This is a genomic window from Microcystis sp. MC19 (assembly GCF_003019735.1).
In the GTDB taxonomy this organism is placed as follows: Bacteria; Cyanobacteriota; Cyanobacteriia; order Cyanobacteriales; family Microcystaceae; genus Microcystis.
In genome coordinates this window covers 4,928,644-4,947,160 of record NZ_CP020664.1, presented here as the reverse complement: position 1 = coordinate 4,947,160, position 18,517 = coordinate 4,928,644, and the positions used below count along the sequence as shown (strand labels likewise).

13 protein-coding genes are annotated in these 18,517 nt (G+C 41.5%); 7 read left to right on the top strand and 6 right to left on the bottom strand.

The genetic code is table 11. The annotated features are described in order from the left end of the window. Window positions 1-352: 352 nt before the first annotated feature. Window positions 353-1,654: a glutamate-1-semialdehyde 2,1-aminomutase gene (gene hemL, locus B5D77_RS25205; protein WP_039899836.1), complete on the bottom strand. Its 1,302-nt coding sequence runs from the start codon at window positions 1,652-1,654 to the stop codon at window positions 353-355. A gap of 404 nt (window positions 1,655-2,058) precedes the next feature. Here hemL and dnaN point away from each other — a divergent pair, with 404 nt between their 5' ends. From dnaN to B5D77_RS25180, 4 genes are all read left to right on the top strand, one after another. After that, window positions 2,059-3,207: a DNA polymerase III subunit beta gene (gene dnaN, locus B5D77_RS25200; RefSeq protein ID WP_008200247.1), complete on the top strand. Its 1,149-nt coding sequence runs from the start codon at window positions 2,059-2,061 to the stop codon at window positions 3,205-3,207. Window positions 3,208-3,927: 720 nt separating this feature from the next. Further along, window positions 3,928-5,487 carry a DUF262 domain-containing protein gene (locus B5D77_RS25190; protein ID WP_008200245.1) on the top strand — a complete coding sequence of 520 codons (1,560 nt, stop codon included), beginning with the start codon at window positions 3,928-3,930 and terminating at the stop codon, window positions 5,485-5,487. 31 nt (window positions 5,488-5,518) lie between these two features. Continuing rightward, window positions 5,519-6,727, top strand: a complete 1,209-nt coding sequence (locus B5D77_RS25185; RefSeq protein ID WP_008200242.1) for an XRE family transcriptional regulator — start codon at window positions 5,519-5,521, stop codon at window positions 6,725-6,727. 23 nt (window positions 6,728-6,750) lie between these two features. Next, window positions 6,751-7,296 (top strand): hypothetical protein, encoded by a 546-nt coding sequence (locus B5D77_RS25180; RefSeq protein WP_008200241.1) that lies wholly within the window; start codon window positions 6,751-6,753, stop codon window positions 7,294-7,296. 315 nt (window positions 7,297-7,611) lie between these two features. On the opposite strand, the gene B5D77_RS25175 is transcribed toward B5D77_RS25180, so the two are convergent. The 4 genes from B5D77_RS25175 to B5D77_RS25155 all read right to left on the bottom strand — a co-directional run bounded on the left by B5D77_RS25175 (window position 7,612) and on the right by B5D77_RS25155 (window position 12,780). Then, window positions 7,612-9,663 (bottom strand): FAD-dependent oxidoreductase, encoded by a 2,052-nt coding sequence (locus tag B5D77_RS25175; protein WP_106909899.1) that lies wholly within the window; start codon window positions 9,661-9,663, stop codon window positions 7,612-7,614. Between the two features lie 243 nt (window positions 9,664-9,906). Beyond that, window positions 9,907-10,470 (bottom strand): Uma2 family endonuclease, encoded by a 564-nt coding sequence (locus B5D77_RS25165; RefSeq protein WP_106909898.1) that lies wholly within the window; start codon window positions 10,468-10,470, stop codon window positions 9,907-9,909. A gap of 163 nt (window positions 10,471-10,633) precedes the next feature. Continuing rightward, the gene (locus B5D77_RS25160; RefSeq protein ID WP_008200234.1) at window positions 10,634-11,197 is read right to left on the bottom strand and encodes a Uma2 family endonuclease; all 564 of its coding nucleotides are present in this window, start codon (window positions 11,195-11,197) and stop codon (window positions 10,634-10,636) included. A 56-nt stretch (window positions 11,198-11,253) separates the two neighbouring features. Then, window positions 11,254-12,780, bottom strand: coding sequence for a bifunctional aminoglycoside phosphotransferase/ATP-binding protein (locus B5D77_RS25155; protein WP_106909897.1), 1,527 nt, complete (start codon window positions 12,778-12,780; stop codon window positions 11,254-11,256). Window positions 12,781-13,265: 485 nt separating this feature from the next. On the opposite strand from B5D77_RS25155, the gene B5D77_RS28260 reads away from it, so the two are divergent. The 3 genes from B5D77_RS28260 (at window position 13,266) to B5D77_RS25135 (ending at window position 17,339) form a co-directional block, all read left to right on the top strand. Further along, window positions 13,266-13,373 (top strand): EAL domain-containing protein, encoded by a 108-nt coding sequence (locus tag B5D77_RS28260; protein WP_106909896.1) that lies wholly within the window; start codon window positions 13,266-13,268, stop codon window positions 13,371-13,373. Window positions 13,374-13,621: 248 nt separating this feature from the next. After that, window positions 13,622-15,442, top strand: coding sequence for an EAL domain-containing protein (locus B5D77_RS25145; protein ID WP_008200231.1), 1,821 nt, complete (start codon window positions 13,622-13,624; stop codon window positions 15,440-15,442). A gap of 895 nt (window positions 15,443-16,337) precedes the next feature. Further along, window positions 16,338-17,339, top strand: coding sequence for a phosphoribulokinase (locus B5D77_RS25135; RefSeq protein ID WP_002750016.1), 1,002 nt, complete (start codon window positions 16,338-16,340; stop codon window positions 17,337-17,339). Between the two features lie 51 nt (window positions 17,340-17,390). On the opposite strand, the gene B5D77_RS25130 is transcribed toward B5D77_RS25135, so the two are convergent. Next, the gene (locus tag B5D77_RS25130; RefSeq protein WP_106909895.1) at window positions 17,391-18,104 is read right to left on the bottom strand and encodes a response regulator transcription factor; all 714 of its coding nucleotides are present in this window, start codon (window positions 18,102-18,104) and stop codon (window positions 17,391-17,393) included. Window positions 18,105-18,517: the final 413 nt, after the last annotated feature.

The following is an 18,517-nucleotide window of genomic DNA, read 5'->3' as shown; positions in this document are numbered from 1 at the left end:
GTTTTGGCTATTTGTCAAGGGGGGAACTGGGGTTTTTTGCTGTTTTTCTTGATTTTTTGCGGGGCTATTTATCGCTCAATTTTGTTAACGGTTTCAGGATTATAAAAACCGAGGTAATTTTTGTCAAGTTAGATACCGCTTGCTCATGGTCTCCTCCATCTGGTTGACTAAAAAGGGTCGGCCTGTGGTTAGACTGATAAGTTTTACAGTGCTGGGGATAATAATCCCTCGATTGTTCGGGGTTTCTCGGCAAATTTCCCCGGAGAATCCCCGTCTTTTGCAAGCGGGGAGATGTCAACTCATCCATACTTGGGACTCTATCAATCGATTTTCCCGGCCGAAGCAGTATTAACTATAAACCTGCTAAAACCTCTTTAGCGGCGGCCAAAGTCCGTTCGATATCGGCCTCTGTGTGAGCTAAGGAAGTAAAACCAGCTTCAAACTGGGAAGGAGCTAGATAAACGCCTCTTTCCAACATTCCCCGGTGAAAACGACCAAATTTAGCCACATCGGCCTTTTTGGCATCTTCATAATTATGCACAGGGGTGCCAGTAAAAAACATCCCGAACATGGCACTGATATGACCCCCAGAAACGCTATGACCAGCATCTCTAGCCACTTTCAGCAGCCCTTCAGTTAAGGATTTAGTCACTTTATCGAGATATTCGTAGGTGCCGGGGCGCTGGAGTAACTCGAGGGTTTTAATTCCCGCCGTCATGGCCAAAGGGTTGCCGGATAAGGTTCCCGCTTGGTACATTGGACCGGCCGGAGCCACCATCGCCATAATATCGGCCCGACCGCCGTAGGCCCCCACCGGCAGCCCACCGCCGATAACTTTGCCCAGGGTGGTTAAATCGGGGGTGATGCCGAATTTTTCCTGAGCGCCACCGTAGGCGATGCGGAATCCGGTCATTACCTCATCAAACATTAATAGAGCCCCGTATTCTTTGGTTAATTCCCGCAATCCCTCTAAAAAGCCGGCATCTGGCACGATAAAGCCGGCATTACCCACCACTGGCTCTAAAATCACCCCAGCGATAGAGTCGGGATTTTCGACAAAGAGGGCTTTTACCGCTTCCAGGTCATTGTAGGGGGCGGTTAAAGTGTTGTTAGTGGTGGTTTTGGGAACCCCCGGCGAGTCGGGTAGGCCCAGGGTGGCTACACCAGAGCCGGCTTTAACCAGGAACATATCGGCGTGACCGTGGTAACAGCCCTCGAATTTGATGATTTTATCCCGGCCGGTAAAAGCCCGCATTAAGCGCAGGACGGACATACAGGCTTCGGTGCCAGAATTGACAAAACGCACCATTTCAATGCTGGGAACAGCATCAATCACCATTTCAGCGAGAATATTTTCTTGGACACAGGGAGCGCCGAAACTGGTCCCTTTATCTAGGGACTCGTGTAGGGCGGCAATCACTTCGGGATGGGCATGACCACAGATAGCCGGCCCCCAAGTTCCCACATAGTCGATGTATTCGTTACCGTCCACGTCGCGAATATAGGCCCCTTTGACGCTTTCAAAAACGATGGGTTGCCCACCGACGGATTTAAAGGCCCGCACGGGGGAACTTACACCCCCCGGCATTAATTTTTGAGCGGCTGTAAAGATTTCTTTCGATTTTGTTGTTTGATACGAAGATGTGCTAACCAATCCTGTCTCCTTGTCTATTTGAGTCTATCGATTCCGGGGAATGCCCGGAGTTTTGTTTTGTTAACTTCCTGCTGCTTGTTCCATTTTAAAGATCACCAGCCTACATTTTACGCAATTTTTTCCCAAAGAAAGATGCTGGTCGGCTCAAGTCTCGCTATTCTTAACTTGTAGCTTGATGGTTAACAGTTGATGTAATTGGCTGAGAAGGGGCGAAAATTTCACTTTTGACAATTTTTCCACAATCTTTTCAGAATGGCCAGAAAAACCTAGCAATGGGCGAAGTTATTGCTATTGATAGATTTTAGCCCGGAAAGAGCGATCAAAAAAAGCTCAGGTTTTCCACAGATTTTCCACAGGGGAATTCTTGCTATTATTTTTTAGCGTACAAAAAAACTATTCCTGCTATGAAATTTACCAGTAGTCAAAGCGAACTCAACAGCAATTTATCCCTAGTTAGTCGGGCCGTTGCCAGTCGTCCTACCCATCCGGTGTTGGGAAATGTTCTCTTTTGTGCCGATGAGGAAAAGGGCGAAATTAGCCTGACTGCTTTTGATTTGAGTTTAGGGATTCGCACCAGTTTTCGGGCCGAAGTGGTGGAAGGGGGCAAAATTACCCTGCCGGCAAAATTGCTTAACGATATTGTCTCTCGTTTGGGAGAGGGGGAAATCACCATCTCTGTGGAAGAAAACGAGAATGATGAAGAGCATAGTCTCGCTTTCCTGAAAACTGCCTCGGCACAGTTCCAAATTCGCGGCATGAAGGCCGATGAGTTCCCAGAATTGCCCACGGTGGCCGATGGAGAAATTGTTAATTTACCTATAGTTGCCTTGACAGAGGGACTAAAAGGTGCATTGTTTGCCGCTAGTGGCGATGAAACTAAACAGGTGTTGACGGGGGTACATTTAACTAAAACCGTCGATTGTCTAGAATTTGCCGCTACAGACGGTCATCGTTTAGCGGTGGTACAAACTCCCCTAGAGGAGGTGGAAAGTGCCTCTGGTGGCTTTAATGTCACCATTCCGGCCCGGGCCCTGCGAGAATTGGAAAGAATGATGTCAACAAAACAAAATATCGAGACTATTACTCTGCACGTGGATGATTCTCAAGTCATCTTTGAAATGGGGGAACAGAGGTTAACCAGTCGTAAGTTAGAAGGGGCCTATCCCACTTATAATCAGTTAATTCCTAAATCCTTCGAGCGTTCTTTGGTTTTAGACCGCAAACAGTTAATCCGTTGTTTGGAATTAGTGGCGGTTTTATCGGACCAAAAGAATAATTTAGTCAAGTTTAGTCTCGATAGCGAAAATGACCGTTTATCCCTAGCGGTGGAATCTCCTGATTTAGGTAGCGCCAAAGAGTCTATGGCGGCGGAAATTCAGGGAGAAAGTGGCGATATTGCCTTTAATGTTAAATATTTGATGGACGGTTTGAAGGCTTTACCCAATAATGATATCCAAATGCAGTTAAATGCTAGTACCCAACCGGTTATTTTTACCCCCTTGGGAGGTTTAAAGATGACCTATTTGGTGATGCCGGTACAAATTCGTCAGTAATTTTTCTCTAGAAGCGATTATCAATAGCTTGTCTAACAATTAGGGGTTGTTAGTCCCAACCCCTAAAAATGCTAATTAAAAGGTATCGCGAGAATCTGGAAAAGGAAAACGAGTGCGATAACTTTATCCTTCGGATTATAGCGATAATCCGATTTTGCTTTCGAGAGTGATCACAAGTTATACTAAATCCGTTGAGTAACGCACAGAAAACGGGTTTCTCGGAGAAACCCGTTTTCTACTCATGCAAGTCTTATGAATTATGTTTTTTTTTTTGCAGGTATTGTCTGAAATTTATCCCTAAAAAAGGAAAAGTTGACAAAATCGATTTTAAAAAACTGTTTTTTCGATTGGTTAGTACCCAGAACTGACATTTAACCCCAAAAACCCCAGGGCAAGCGCATCTTAACAATCCTTGACAAAATGAACTTTGTGTGAGTTGCTTACCCAGAGGACGATTCAGGAATATTTGAGGAGAATTTGCCATCTCAATTGTTAAGCAAAAATCGACCAAATGTTAAGATTTCGTAACTATTCTGATTGACTGGTATCACCTGAAATACCCACGCGGACCACAAAATTGGCCAATTGTCAATAGCTTTTGAGATGCTCTCACCCTGCAAAAAACCCATAAATTTCTAACAATGTCAGCATAAAAGAGTTAATATATTAAGAGATCGCCTGTACGACATTATTACCTTTCTCTACCCGCACGACAGACTTATGGTTAAAGTTAATCTGGATGCTTTAATTCCGCGAGAAGACTTTGAAATCAAAGCCAGCACTAAAGCAATTAAGAAAATAGAGTCTATCGCTATTAGGGATATTACACCTGATTCATTTTTTTTTCCCGCTGTTCGTAAGCCCGACTTTCAAAGAGAGACGAATGAATGGGATGAAGAACGAGTATGTCAGTTTATTAAAAGTTTCGTAGAAGGTGATTTGATCCCAGCTATTATTTTATGGCGTAGTGAAAGTGGATTAATTTTTGTTATAGATGGCAGTCATCGATTAAGTTCATTGATAGCGTGGGTAAATGATGACTACGGAGATGGTTTAATATCAAAGCCTTTTTATAATGGTATTGTTCCTGATGAACAATTAAATATAGCCGATAGAACCAGAAAACTGATCGATAAAAAAGTTGGATCGTATCAGAACTTCAAACTAGCTTTAGAAAACCCAGATAAAGTTAGGGATGATATTGTCAATAATGCTAGAGAGCTAGGAGTATTAGCCATTCAGCTTCAATGGGTTGAAGGAAATTCAGAAAAAGCTGAAGATTCTTTTTTTAAAATAAATCAACAATCTACTCCGCTTGATACAACTGAAATTAAGCTGTTGAGATCTAGAAGAAAGCCAAACAGTATTGCAACACGAGCAATTATAAATAGTGGAACGGGGCATAAATATTGGTCAAGCTTTTCTAAGGAAAAGCAGTGTCAAGTACAAGAACTGGCTAAAGAGATTAACAATATACTATTTAAACCACCTCTACAAACTCCTATTAAAACTTTAGATTTGCCAGTGTGCGGAAAGCTATACTCTAATGAAACCTTATCCATGATTCTCACTTTTGTTAATATTGCCAATCATGTTGAAGATGAAAATCCAAATATTGAGAATGATGAAACAGGAGAAACAACGATAAATTTTTTGAAACAAGCTAAAAAAGTTGCTCAACGGTTTAATAGTAATCATCCTTCGTCTCTTGGCTTACATCCGTTACTGTATTGTTATTCTCGATCCGGAAGATACCGTACGGTTTCTTTTCTCGCAACTGTTTATTTTGTTATCAAGCTAGTAGAAACAAAGCATTTAAATGGCTTCATAAATATCCGAGCAGAATTTGAGCAATTTTTATTTGACTATAATTACTTAGTTTCCCAAATCATGAGCAAATATCGCTCTGTTCAAAAAAGCTATAGACCTATTGCTGAGTTTTGGTTGAAAATTGTTGAAGGTTTAAAGAGTAATAAAAAAATAGATTTTATTCTAGAAGATATTGTAAATAATAATTTTAATTACTTAAAAATCGGATATAGCCATGATTTGCCAACTTCAACATCAGCAGTATCACAAAATTTTAGTCAAGACCAAAAGAGTGAAATTTTTATCTTGGAAACATTTTCACAAGCTCCGCGTTGTCAAATTTGCAACGGACTGATTCACTGTAACTCTATTTCCATCGATCATAAAAAACGCAAACGAGATGGAGGTTCGGCAAATGTAGATAATGGACAAGTTACCCATCCTTATTGTAATACAGGCTATAAAAACTAACTTTATTTAACGAAAATCGAGAATTACAATCATGACGAATAATATCCTCGATCGCATTAATCTCAACGACTTAGGAAAACGACTCAAACAAGCGAGAGAACAGCGCGGCATGACGCAAGAAGCGGCGGCAAAAATTATCGAGGTGGCGCGGACAACCCTAGTCGCGATTGAAAAAGGGGAGCGCCGTCTCAAATCCTCAGAATTAGTAAAACTCGCTCGCACTTACGGTAAAAATGTTAGTGATTTTCTTGTCTTAACCCCTCCGATTGAATCTTTCGAGGTACAATTTCGTTCCGCTTCTCGTCGTGGTGAAGCGGAAAAAACGGAAATACAGTCTGTGATCTTGCGCTTCCAAGAATTCTGTCAAAATTACCTTGAATTAGAAGAACTAATGAAGTCGCCTTTACCCCGTAACTATCCCCCCGAATATCATCTAGATGATACTTTTCCCATTAATATTATCGCCGAAAGTATCGCCAATGCCGAAAGACAACGATTAGGTTTAGGAGATAAACCGATTTCGCTATTACGAGATATTTTAGAGCAAGAAGTGGGAATCAGAATTTTTTATCTGCCCATGCCTTCCCAATCGAAATGCTCAGAAATGTACAGTTACAATGAAACCATAGGAGCTTGTATCGCAATTAACGCTAATCACCCGCGAGAACGTCAACTGTGGTCATTAGCCCACGGTTATCTACATTTTTTAGCCCATCGTTATCAACCCGTGATTGATTATCTCGATGAATATCAAAGAATGCCTAAAAGTGAACAATTGGCGGAAGCTTTTCCGAAATATTTTCTCATGCCCACCAGTAGCTTACTGAAACGTTATAATGACATTAAACGATCACAAGGTAAATTTACTCCTACCCATTTAATTACCTTAGCTCATTACTACGGTGTTTCGATACAAGCACTATGCTATCGATTGGAAGAAATGCAATTGCTGCCATCGGGTACTTATAACAGATTAAAGGATAGTGGATTTAAAATCCGAAAAGCGCAACAGGAACTAGGCTTAGAAAATAATCCTAATAGATCCTACGATTTAACTCCTACTCATTATCAACATTTAGCGATCGAGGCTTACAATCGAGAACTAATTACTGAAGGTGCTTTCGCTCATTTTTTAGGTGTTGATCGCCTAGAAGCTCGTCGGCTCGCCGAGATATTGCGTGAACCATCACAGGAATTAACCGAAGACTACAGAGATATTGATTTAACTAAAATCAAATAAGTAGGGGAGAGGCTATTAACCTTATGCTGAAGCGATCCTCCCCTATTGTTTTCGATGCCTGTTGTGTTTTTAATCTGATAGCTTCTGGTTGTTTTTTAGAAATCATTACGGCTATTCCCACTCAAATTACAATCGCGCAAACAGTTTGGGAAGAGGAATTGATTAACTTCGATCGCTTTGAAGAAAGTGACAGACTCCAGCTAGATGAATCGGTTAAAAACAAAATCATCCAAATTGTTGATTTTGAATCCGAATCAGAAACTGATCTTTTTGTCAATTATGTCGCTATTTTAAAAGATGATGGAGAGTCGGCAAGCGGAGCGATCGCTATTTCCAGAGGCTGGGCAATTGCGACGGATGACAAACAGGCAACGAACTTATTTCGACGGGAAAAACCAAACCTAGAGATCCTCTCGACTCCTGAAATTCTGCAATATTGGGCGGAAAAAAATAAGATTAGCGATCAAGATTTGAAAAACGTTCTCAAATCGGTTCGAGTCAAAGGACGATATTCACCCCCGCGAGAACATCCTCTGGCGAATTGGTGGGCGAGCATTACCCAGAATTAGAAAAATACTGGTATAACTGGTCAAATTTTTAGATAATTTTCCAAAAACACTCGATTTTATCCCGAACTCTGGTTAATTAGGGCTTGCTGAATAATGGTAAAACCCTTTTAAAATAAGGCTTTTGACCTGTTAAAATCCGATGTTCATGCTGCGAAAATCGGATTGGGACCATCAAAAACCTTGCATTATCCTTCTTATAGTACAAAATTGGCACAAAAAGAGAGGGCAAAAAAGCCTGAAACTCCCGACGACCGGCTACTGACGACCGGCTACTGACTCCTAACCCCACCAACAAACTTTTTCAGCAGACCCTAATTAATACCAATTATCCATCGACCGGAAAATTGAGGCATCGGGGAACACAGTGGGATTACCACTAGCGTCGATTTTTTGCCGTAATTCTCGCAATTGTTGATTGCCGATGAGAAAATCACTTTCTACTAATTGATAGGGCAGTACATTATTATTTAAAGCATACACTGCCGTGATGCCGGCAGCTACCCCGGAAGACCACTCGAAGGAATGGACACGATAGGCGGCTGCGGCAATATGACTGAGAGCGATACTTTTACCCGCTATCAGTAAATTATCGATTTTTTGGGGAATTATAGCCCTTAAAGGGATCTCGAAGGGGTAAGCTTGGCCCTGTCCCTGTCTTTCTCCTGCTTTTTCTGTATTACCCGGTTTTTCGGGGGGATGTTCCGTCATGCAGGGATGAAAATCAATCGCATAGTGGCCGATACCGACGGAATCGGGGTAAATAGTCGATCGCTTGCGTTTAACGGCCTGATCGGGGGATAATGTGCCATCAAGTACGGAAAATCCCTCTAATCCTGCCAAGGTGGCAATTAAGCGCCGATATTCTGCCGGGGAAAGATTTTGACGATAGAAATCGCTTTGAAAATTTTGTCGGGAAATATCGATTTCTGTGACGGTAAAACCAGTGGGGAAAGTCAGGGAAGGACGACCGATAATCCGTCTTGCTTCCCGAATATAGGGATATTTTGACAAACCGTGGGCAGTTCCCATGGGAGAATCAAAACCAGACAGATAACGGTTATTCAAATGGGGAACTTTTACCCCGTCCCCTAACTGGGAATCGGTGATCCCTTCTACTAACCAATAATAGTAGGAAATGGCGTGTTCTTCGCCCCTTGCGAGGGTTTCTGTGCGTAATCCTCCCATCCATCCCCCGGGAGATAACTGTCCTAACTCTTGCAACTGTTCACGGGTGTAGATAAAGTTATCCTTTGCAGTCCCCGGACGATAATCATTTCCCCAAGTCCAATTCTGCATGGAGATATCCCCCGGGACGGGTTCGGTAAAAGTAATTCCCCCAAAGGTTTTCTCTTTACCCAGTTGCGGACTCCAAATACGACGATAGGTGAAAACTAGGTCAAAATCGGCTAATCGCGGCAATTCATAGCTAAAATAGGGGGCATAGCGTTCGTAATAAACGGGTTTCTCGTGGGTTTGTGGTTTTTCTGTTTCCTCCATGGCGAAGGTATAGGTAAAGCCTTGGGTACAGTAGGGGTCGCCAGTGACACTAGAGGAAGAAGGTTCGAGATAACTGCGCTTATCGACCCCTAAACGGTAGGGAATATCTGATAATCCGATGATTTCTCCGGTTTCGGTCGCTTCAATCACATACCAATCTGCTAATTGATTCGGTTGGGAGGATTTGGAGACAAAACGGAGGATTTTTTTATCAAAACGGGGAGAATTTTCGTAGCGATAGATATCCTCCATTTTTTGCGATAAAAACTCGGTATTTAGGGGAGGAGTACCTTTTGCGGGACTATGTTGAATGGCAATTACACTGGTAATCTGTTGACCGGTGCCGCGATTGGGTAAAGTTTCAATATTTAATTCTTTGACTACCGTGGAGGGAAACCATTTCAGGGTTCCTTTGCCTTTTTTGGCAGCGTCTTCTAACTGTTGAAATAATAATTTATGTCCATCAAAAGGGAAAAAACAAGACCCACTTACCCAACATTCCCCGGGGTTTTGTTTGCCGTAATGCTTTCTAATTCTTTCCCTAAATTCTAGATAACCTTTCGGGAAAAATAATTTTTCTCTTTGTGTGCGTCTTTCATCTAATGCGGAGGTTCCCTGAGAAGATATCTGTCCCCCCACCCAGTCAGTAATCTCGGTTAAACAGACGGTTTTTCCTAATAATAAGGCTTCGTAGGCTGCACCGGCACCGGCTAAACCACCACCCACCACCAGAATATCACAGCCGACGGTTTGATCCGGTTCTCGCGGGGGGGCCGCTAGGGTAAGGGGAGTGAAAGCTTGTAGGAGAAATAATCCCAGAGAGAGGGATTTGAGGGGAGTAAAGTGATGATTGAAAATTTTAGGGGACATTATTGACAAATATCAATGTTGTGGCTGAGAGTTTCCTCTTTATTTGAAGAAGAAGCCAGAGCATCTGTTCCTGAAATCCTGATGGTTTTTTTGGGATATATTGAGAACTTTGTAGCTTGATGCTGGCCTTTGAGAGATTATACACCTTCAAGCTGACAATCGATCGCTTTTCTGGAAATGTCTTGACAAAATAGAGATATCCTGATTGTGTCTCATTCCCTTTGTTATTCCCTGTCATCCTTCTTAGGTTAAATGCAAAACAAATCCGGGTAAGACATCTTCCCCGGATAAAATCGCAGGTAAATTAATAATTTCCACACCGTCATTTAGTCGGTAGATTTCCACCTGCTGCTGTTGAGGATTAATCAACCAACCCAAACGTAAACCACTGGCTAAATATTCGCGCATCTTGTCCCGTAAAGAAGTTAAAGAATCGCTAGGAGAACGTAATTCAATCACAAAATCGGGACATAAAGGGGGGAACTTTTCTCGCTCTTCTGCGCTTAAAGCTTCCCATCTCTCCCGTTTTATCCAAGCAACATCAGGAGAACGATATCCTCCTTTTGGTAAACGAAAAATTGTCGAAGAACTAAAGACTTTACCAGAATTACTTTGACGATTCCAAATCGTTACATCAGCAATTAAATCAGCTTCTCGATTACCACTATTTCCACCCACGGGAGGCATAATTAATAATTCTCCTTTTTGATTACGTTCTAAATTCCATGTTTGATTGTCCTGACAGAGATGATAAAATTGTTCATCGGTCAGATTAACTGTCTCGATATTTAACACTACAGTTTCCATAATCACTTCTACTTTTTGCTACTTTATACACTATAACTCATAGCAGTTATCTTAATGGTGAGGTGGGAAGTCTCTGGTTTTAGGGAACGCCAGAACTGCTGTATCAGTTATCAGTTCAGGGAAAAATATGTGTAATTAATTCTGTCTGGGTACTCAATCCTTCTTAGGTTAAATGCAAAACAAATCCGGGTAAGACATCTTCCCCAGATAAAGTAGCAGGTAAATTAATAATTTCCACACCATCATTTAGTCGGTAGATTTCCACCTGCTGCTGTTGCGGATTAATCAACCAACCCAAACGTAAACCACTGGCTAAATATTCGCGCATCTTTTCGCGTAAAGAGGTTAAGGAATCAGTACGAGAACGTAATTCAATCACAAAATCGGGACATAAAGGGGGGAACTTTTCTCGCTCTTCTGCGCTTAAAGCTTCCCATCTCTCCCGTTTTATCCAAGCAACATCAGGAGAACGATAGCCTCCCTTTGGTAAACGAAAAATTGTCGAAGAACTAAACACCTCACCAAGTTGAGTTTGCTCGTTCCATACCCCCACTTTAACAATCAAATTAGCTTCTTGTTTACCAGTATTTCCACCCACGGGAGGCATAATTAATAATTCTCCTTTCTGATTACGTTCTAAATTCCATGTTTGATTGTCCTGACAGAGATGATAAAATTGTTCATCAGTCAAATTAACTGTCTCTAGATTTAACACTACAGTTTCCATCGCTTCTCCTTCTTGCTACTTTATAAGAATGGCTATATCATTGGGTGCATCTCAAGCTATTTAGCTAATTGACTCTCTAAAAATTCTGGCCAATTGGGGTTAGTAGTGTCTAGGGAAATTAGATAGGGTTGTTCTTTTTCATTAAAAGGTTCTGTTTGCTCAATTTGGGCATTTAAAACCTCGATAGTAGCATCAGAAATATCGCCTTTTCTAGCGGCAATCCGTTGTTTTAAAACTTCTATAGGTGCGTGACAATGGACAATATGAAAAGGAATCTGTAAATTTTGGGCATAGGTTAATAAGGGTTCTCGCCAAGCATATTTATCGTAGCGTGCATCGAGAATAACTGGATAACCTAAAGCTATTAAAATTCTGGCTAATTCCGCCAGTCTAGCGAAGGTTTTTTGACTCATTTCGAGACTATATATATCTAGACTTCCTGTTTGATTTAAGTCAATTCCAGCCAAATGTTTGCGAACTGCATCGGAACGAATCTGAATAGCATTAAGATTTTTAGCAATTACTTTCCCTATGGTACTTTTACCCGATGCAGAAAATCCCGACATCAGAATTAATCTCGGTTTCTGCGGTTGGGTGTACTGCCAAGCTAATTGATAATAATCCTGTGCATTGGCTTTAATTTTCTCGGAAAAAGTCTCACCATCAAGCAGAAAACTATTGACTTTTGCCCTCACATAAGCTTGTCTAGTCAGGTAGAGAGGCAAGACTTTTAAACCCTCCCAGTCGGCGGTTTGTTCTAAATAAGTATTGACAAATAAATTAGCGAAATCTTCTCTCCCCCTAGCGGTTAAATCCATGGCTGTAAAAGCAAGATCATACATGACATCAACGAAGCGAAAAGATTCATTAAATTCTATGCGGTCAAATAATTGTATTTCTCCCTGCCACTGACAGATATTATTTAAATGTAAGTCGCCGTGACATTCACGAATCATCCCTTTTATTTGTCTTTCCTCTAACCAATCTTGGTGTTTTGCGAAGAATTTATCTGTATAAGCTTTTGTTTCATCGTATTGTTTTTGGGTTTGGACAAAATTAATATATTTCTCGGTTTGTTGGTAGTTTTCATCAAAAGCTTGTTTAACAATTTCCAAATTGCCAAACTGAGTAATATAGGAATTAGTCAGAGCTTGCCGATGAAATTGTGCCACCTTTTCAGCCAAAGACTCGATCGCTTTTTCCGTTAGTTCTCCCCGTTCAAAAATTTTACTCAGTAAACATTCTTGGGGAAACTGATTCATTTTTAAAATGTATTCGATCACCTTTCCTTTGCCATTTAAACTTATGCTACCCTGTTCTTCATTAATTGACAAAACTTCCCGATAGATATTGGCGGCTATTTTTTTATTTAACTCTAGTTCCTGTTCTAGATAATATTTTCTCTTTTCTAAAGTGGAGAAATCCAAAAAATTATAATTAACTGGTTTCTTGACTTTATAGGCATAATCTCCCGTCAAGAAGATAATTGAAGCATGGGTTTGAATAATTTCAACGGGAATTTTTACTGCATGAGGATAAAAGTCGGGATTTTTTAATTCTTCGATTAATCGGTTGCTATCCATAGGGAGAACTCCTCGGGGGTACATCTCATTTTTGAAACTGACTAAGTGAGAATTTTTAAAGGGAAAATCTCTGCTAAAATTGGGCGTTATTTCTGATTTTATCACTTAATCTTGGACTCTTGGGGGATTCTACCCCCCACCGTGGGGAAGTGGCAAGTAGAGTTCTTGCATAATTAATTTTCGAGAGTGCAAAAATGAGAAAAATAGACATAAAATTGCATAAAATCTCTAAATAGAGCATTTAATTGATTAATGCTCATTCTTAATTCTGCTGACTCCTGACTACTGGCTCCTGACTCCTCACCTAAGGTCAGATTTTTGATTTTTGCAAGAGGTCTAGGGGCAAGTGGGATGCTGCCGGGGGTTGTTCATACATTTGTACTGGTTTGAGGATGACCGATAATTGCCGATTGTCGGTCAGCTGTTGACTAGCTAAATTACTCGTTCAGACTGCCTGGGAGCGGGGTCAGCTTGAAGCGAAGGAATTGGGGGTACAGTTAGTTTTAGATAATTTTGATGCCGGCTATTCCTTCTTAAGTTATATTGATAAATATCCCCTCGACAGTTTGAAGATCGATCTAACCTTTATCTAATCTTTACCGTAAAAAACCGAGCATTTAGCCATGTTATCGACTATAATCGGCCTAGGACAGAATTGGAAGAAGTACAAGGATTTTGGTTGACTCAGCCTTAAAACCAGAAGATGTGACGCAATTCCTGTTAAGTAGCTGTTCCGAATCACACCTAACACTTTATTGAGAAAATAAATTAAGTTAAAGACGAATAAGCCATGACTTTTGAGGGAGCATATTAACTTATATTTTGTCGAGGCACCGAAAAAATGATTAATGGTTCATCCAATTCCCGTTATCTCCTCATTGTGGAAGATCCGCAAGGGAGAAGAACAATTACCCTAGAAGACGTAAAATATTCTCTCGGCCGTAAGTCCGATAATCAAATTGTTCTTCGCTCTAAACACGCGTCTCGCTATCATGCGACTTTAATTAAAAAGAGTATTGATCGCCAAAATTTTTCCTATTGGATTCTGGATGGGGATTTAGAGGGAAATAAAAGTCATAATGGTCTTTATGTTAATGGTGCTAAATGCTTAGTTCATGAATTAAAAGATGGGGATTTAATTAACTTTGGTTGTGAGATAAATGCCAGTTTTCATTTAATAGCTAATCAAGAAAGAATAGAGCAAGCACCTGTTAAAAGTTTGGGACAGTTAAGAGTTGATCTGACGGAAAATGAAGCCAATTATAGCCAGAATAACTTCCACGCCAAAAGTACCTTAATTCTCCATCATTCCCCATCCCAGACTATTAGTTTTGATCACAGGACTCAAGACGAATCTTTCCTCGATGATCTCACGGATTTGCCTAACCATTCTCTCTTTAATGAATATCTGTCAAATGCTATTAATAATGCCCAGAAAACTAATCAACTGCTCGGTCTGTTATTAGTGGACGTAGAGGGGCTAAGGAATGTCAACAATCGACTAGGTTATCGACTGGGAGATAAGCTCTTAAAAATCGTCAGTGAACGGTTAAGAAAAAATTTGCGATCAGGGGATATCGTCGCTCGTTGGGGAGGGGACGAATTTATTATACTGCTGCCACAAATTAATAATGCTAATGATCTGGAAAAAGTTAGTCAAAGAATTATTAAAAACCTAGAAAAGAATTACGAAATCGAAAATCACTCCCTAGCCGTGCGATTAAATTTAGGTTCAGTTATCTGTCCCTCCGTCGGCACAGATAGAAAAGTAATTTTACAGAAACTGGAGGAAAATTTAGTAGCGGTCAAGAATAATATCAATAATAACTCCAGGATAGAGTCAGTTAATGTTCAACCTAAAAACCCTCGTAGTTCTAAAGTTGAATATTTTCTCTATCAGGCCATCAGAAATAATGAATTAGCTCTTTACTATCAACCGCAAGTTAATATTACTCAGGGACAAGTGGAAGGGTTAGAGGTATTATTGCGCTGGTTACACCCTCAATTCGGATTAATCGCTCCCCATCGTTTCTTACCCTTAGTCGAAGAAAGCGAGTTAATCTTTGAGCTTAATCGTTGGGTACTGAAAAATGCCTGTCAACAGGCACAAATATGGCAGCAGCGGGGATTATTATACACTCCCCTCTCGATCAATCTCTCCCCACACCAATTGCGGGATCCCCAGTTGCTCACCATCCTCAAAGAAGTCTTGACTGAAAGCAAAATCGGGCCTTTCTTTCTGGAGATGGAAATAACCGAGACAAGTTTACTGGAAAATAGCCGCGAAACCAGTCGAATTCTTGGGGATTTGCAGAAATTGGGTATTAGTATCACCCTCGATGATTTTGGCAGCGGTTACGCATCGATCGCCTATCTCGGTCAATTTCCCGTGAAAAAACTGAAAATAGAGCAATCTTTAACGAAAAACCTGACTAATAATCCCCAAGATACCCGTTTTATCGCGTCATTGTTGGCGATAGCGAAAGGTTTTAACTTAATAGCGATCGCCAAGGGAGTAGAAACCCAGCAACAATTAGAAATCCTGCAAGAATTAGGTTGTGAGAGAATGCAAGGCAATCGCATCAGTGGTCCCCTAGCAGCGGAGGAAATGACTAAATTTCTCCACATCCACCGCACCCTCTCAGTAATCAGTGATCAGTGATCAGTTAGCAGTTATCAGATATGGGTTTTCAGTAAGGAGGAGTAAATAGGGTTTGCGGCAAAAAGCTTTTCCTAGGGGCAGGGTGTGGGGTGTGGGGTTTTACCCATTTTCAGGTGGTCAATTACCTAATTTTCAGGGAAAAATTACCTGAATTTTCCCCCCAATCACTCCAATGGTCGGCACTTTTTCAGGGAAAAAAAGTCTAAAAGCCTTATCCAACAAGGTTTTTAGATTTATTCAGCAATCCCTACTTAACAGTGCTGTCCTTTCACTGATCACTGTTTACTGATAACTGATAACTGATAACTGATTTTGGTCACTGATTCTGGTATGATCTGAACAGAGAATCTAGTATTAAATACCTACTCATTCTAGCGTGGGGCTCTTGCCAAACCTGTCAGCAGCAGAAATTTCTGGCGGCGGGGTACTGCTGGATCCAGAGTCAGGTTTAATTACCGAAAAATTGGGTTTAAAGCCCCGCCCTTTTAGGGGGACTTGATATGATGTATGATATCAAGAATAGCGGGCAGGGTAAGCAACCGCTTAAAAAACCCAGTCATCAACCGATGAACGCACCTTGAAAACTAGAGTTATGGGGTTCTATAGGGGAATGCTCCTATAGGGAAAAGCTCTCAGCGTCAAGTACCAAAGAAACCAATTATTTTAGAGGTTTTGAACTGTATCGTAGGGCATACGAGAACAGGCTTCTGTAAGGTCGCGAAAGTCTGAGGAGAGAACCACCTCTGGGTTGGATTTCGCCAGGAATCTAATTCAAGTGGACTCGTTGAGCCAGAAATTCTCAGCAGTGATGCGAGAAGAATCCACGTCCGTTTACGGCGTGGGGTATGTCAAATACTATAGGGTTAACAATTAGTTGTGTATTTAGAGGGAAACTATGGCCAATAAGCCGGAACGCGTGGTTCTAATCGGTGTAGCTGGGGACTCCGGTTGTGGGAAATCTACTTTTTTACGTCGTTTGACCGATTTATTCGGGGCCGAGTTTATGACAGTGATCTGTTTAGATGACTACCATTGCCTCGATCGCAAACAGAGAAAAGAGGTGGGTGTCACCGCACTCAATCCGAAAGCGAATAACTTTGACCTAATGTATGAGCAGATTAAAGCTCTCAAGGGAGGTCAAGCCATTAATAAACCTATTTATAATCATGAAACGGGGATGATCGATCCCCCCGAAATCATCGAACCGAATAAGGTAATCGTGATCGAGGGACTACACCCCTTATATGATGAACGAGTCCGGTCTCTATTAGATTTCAGCGTTTATCTCGATATTAGCGATGAAGTCAAAGTTAACTGGAAAATTCAACGGGATATGGCCGAGCGCGGTCACACCTATGATGATGTGATGGCGGCCATTAATTCTAGAAAACCCGATTTCAGTGCCTATATCGATCCCCAAAGACAGTACGCTGACGTGGTGATTCAAGTGCTGCCCACCAAATTACTTGAAGATCACGAAAGTAAATTACTGCGAGTCCGTTTAATCCAGAAAGAAGGGGTAGAAAACTTTGAACCCGCTTATCTGTTTGATGAAGGTTCCACCATCGATTGGCGGCCCTGTGGTCGTAAATTGACCTGCACTTATCCCGGTATTAAACTCTACTATGGTCCAGATGGCTTCTTGGGCAATGAAGTGTCGATTCTGGAACTAGATGGTCAATTCGATAACCTAGAAGAAATGATCTACATCGAAAGCCATTTGAGCAAAACTGGCACTAAATACTACGGTGAAATGACGGAATTACTGCTCAAACACAAGGATTATCCCGGTTCCACCAATGGTACGGGTTTATTCCAAGTATTGGTCGGTCTCAAAATGCGTGAAACCTACGAAAAACTAATGGCAGCCGAAGCAAAAGTGGTGGCCCAAGTCTAGTTTTTGGTTTTGAGCGAGCCGGCATCCTACCCGGGTAGGATGCCGTTTTTTTTAATCTACTAATCCCGATCGCAGGGCCAGCACTGCCGCTTGAGTCCGATCATCCACAGAGAGTTTATTTAAGAGATTGCGGACATGGGTTTTCACCGTGCCGATGGTGATATAGAGTCGCTCGGCAATCTCGGCATTACTACAACCGGCGACAATCAGATCGAGAATTTCTAGCTCTCGTTCCGTTAGGGGCGCATTTTCCAATAATTGACGATATTCTGGGTCAAGGCCGTGAATTACCACTGTTTTCGACCCGGTAGCCACACCGACGGCAAAATTTTGGCGCACTTGTTGCAGAACCACATCTGCGATCGCAGGATCGATCCAAGGATTGCCCTCGTGGGTGGAATAAATCGCCTCGACTAATTTATCGATGCTAATATCCTTCATACAGTAGGAATCAGCCCCAGCACCAAAAGCCGCTAAAATCAGGTCTGGGGTTTTGTGCATGGTTAGCATAAGGATTTTCGTGGCCAGGGGGTCTTCGCCCCAATTTTGTTTGAAGCGTCGCACTAACTCGATCCCATCGATCATGGGTAAACCTATATCGATGATCGCCACATCGGGTTTAGTCTCCTCTAGCAGTTTCAGTCCCTGTAATCCACTGATCGCTTCCCCTACCACTTGAATACCTTCCCGATGCTGGAGAGCCACCACTAAGCCCATGCGGGTTAAATCGTGATCTTCTACAACGATAACCCGCACTTTATCCATATTTTTTGACCAGTTTCGCCGAATTAGGCGATGATTGGATAATTTTGGCTGTTCGATTATTAGAGCCGCTCCTTAACATTGACTTCACTCCCTTCTTCCTTCTCTGAATTCCGCTTTCTTATTCTTCATTCGGCAATCCCCTTTTTCCGGTTGATTTTATTGATACTTACTAAAAGCAGAGATGGCAAATATACTTAGCCTCCCCTAAAATATACTCAAATCTACCCAAATCACCCAGAATTTTCTGCTTTAATTATTTCTTTATAATATCATTCAAATCTCGATTATGCAAGGATTTGGCTTTTCTGGTTTCTGTGTGGAAACGAGGCCTATACTGATAGTTTATTTATTCACAACATAGCCCTAAAAGTCTTTCCCAGTAAACATTTCAGAATTTGATCGGCAAAAATTAT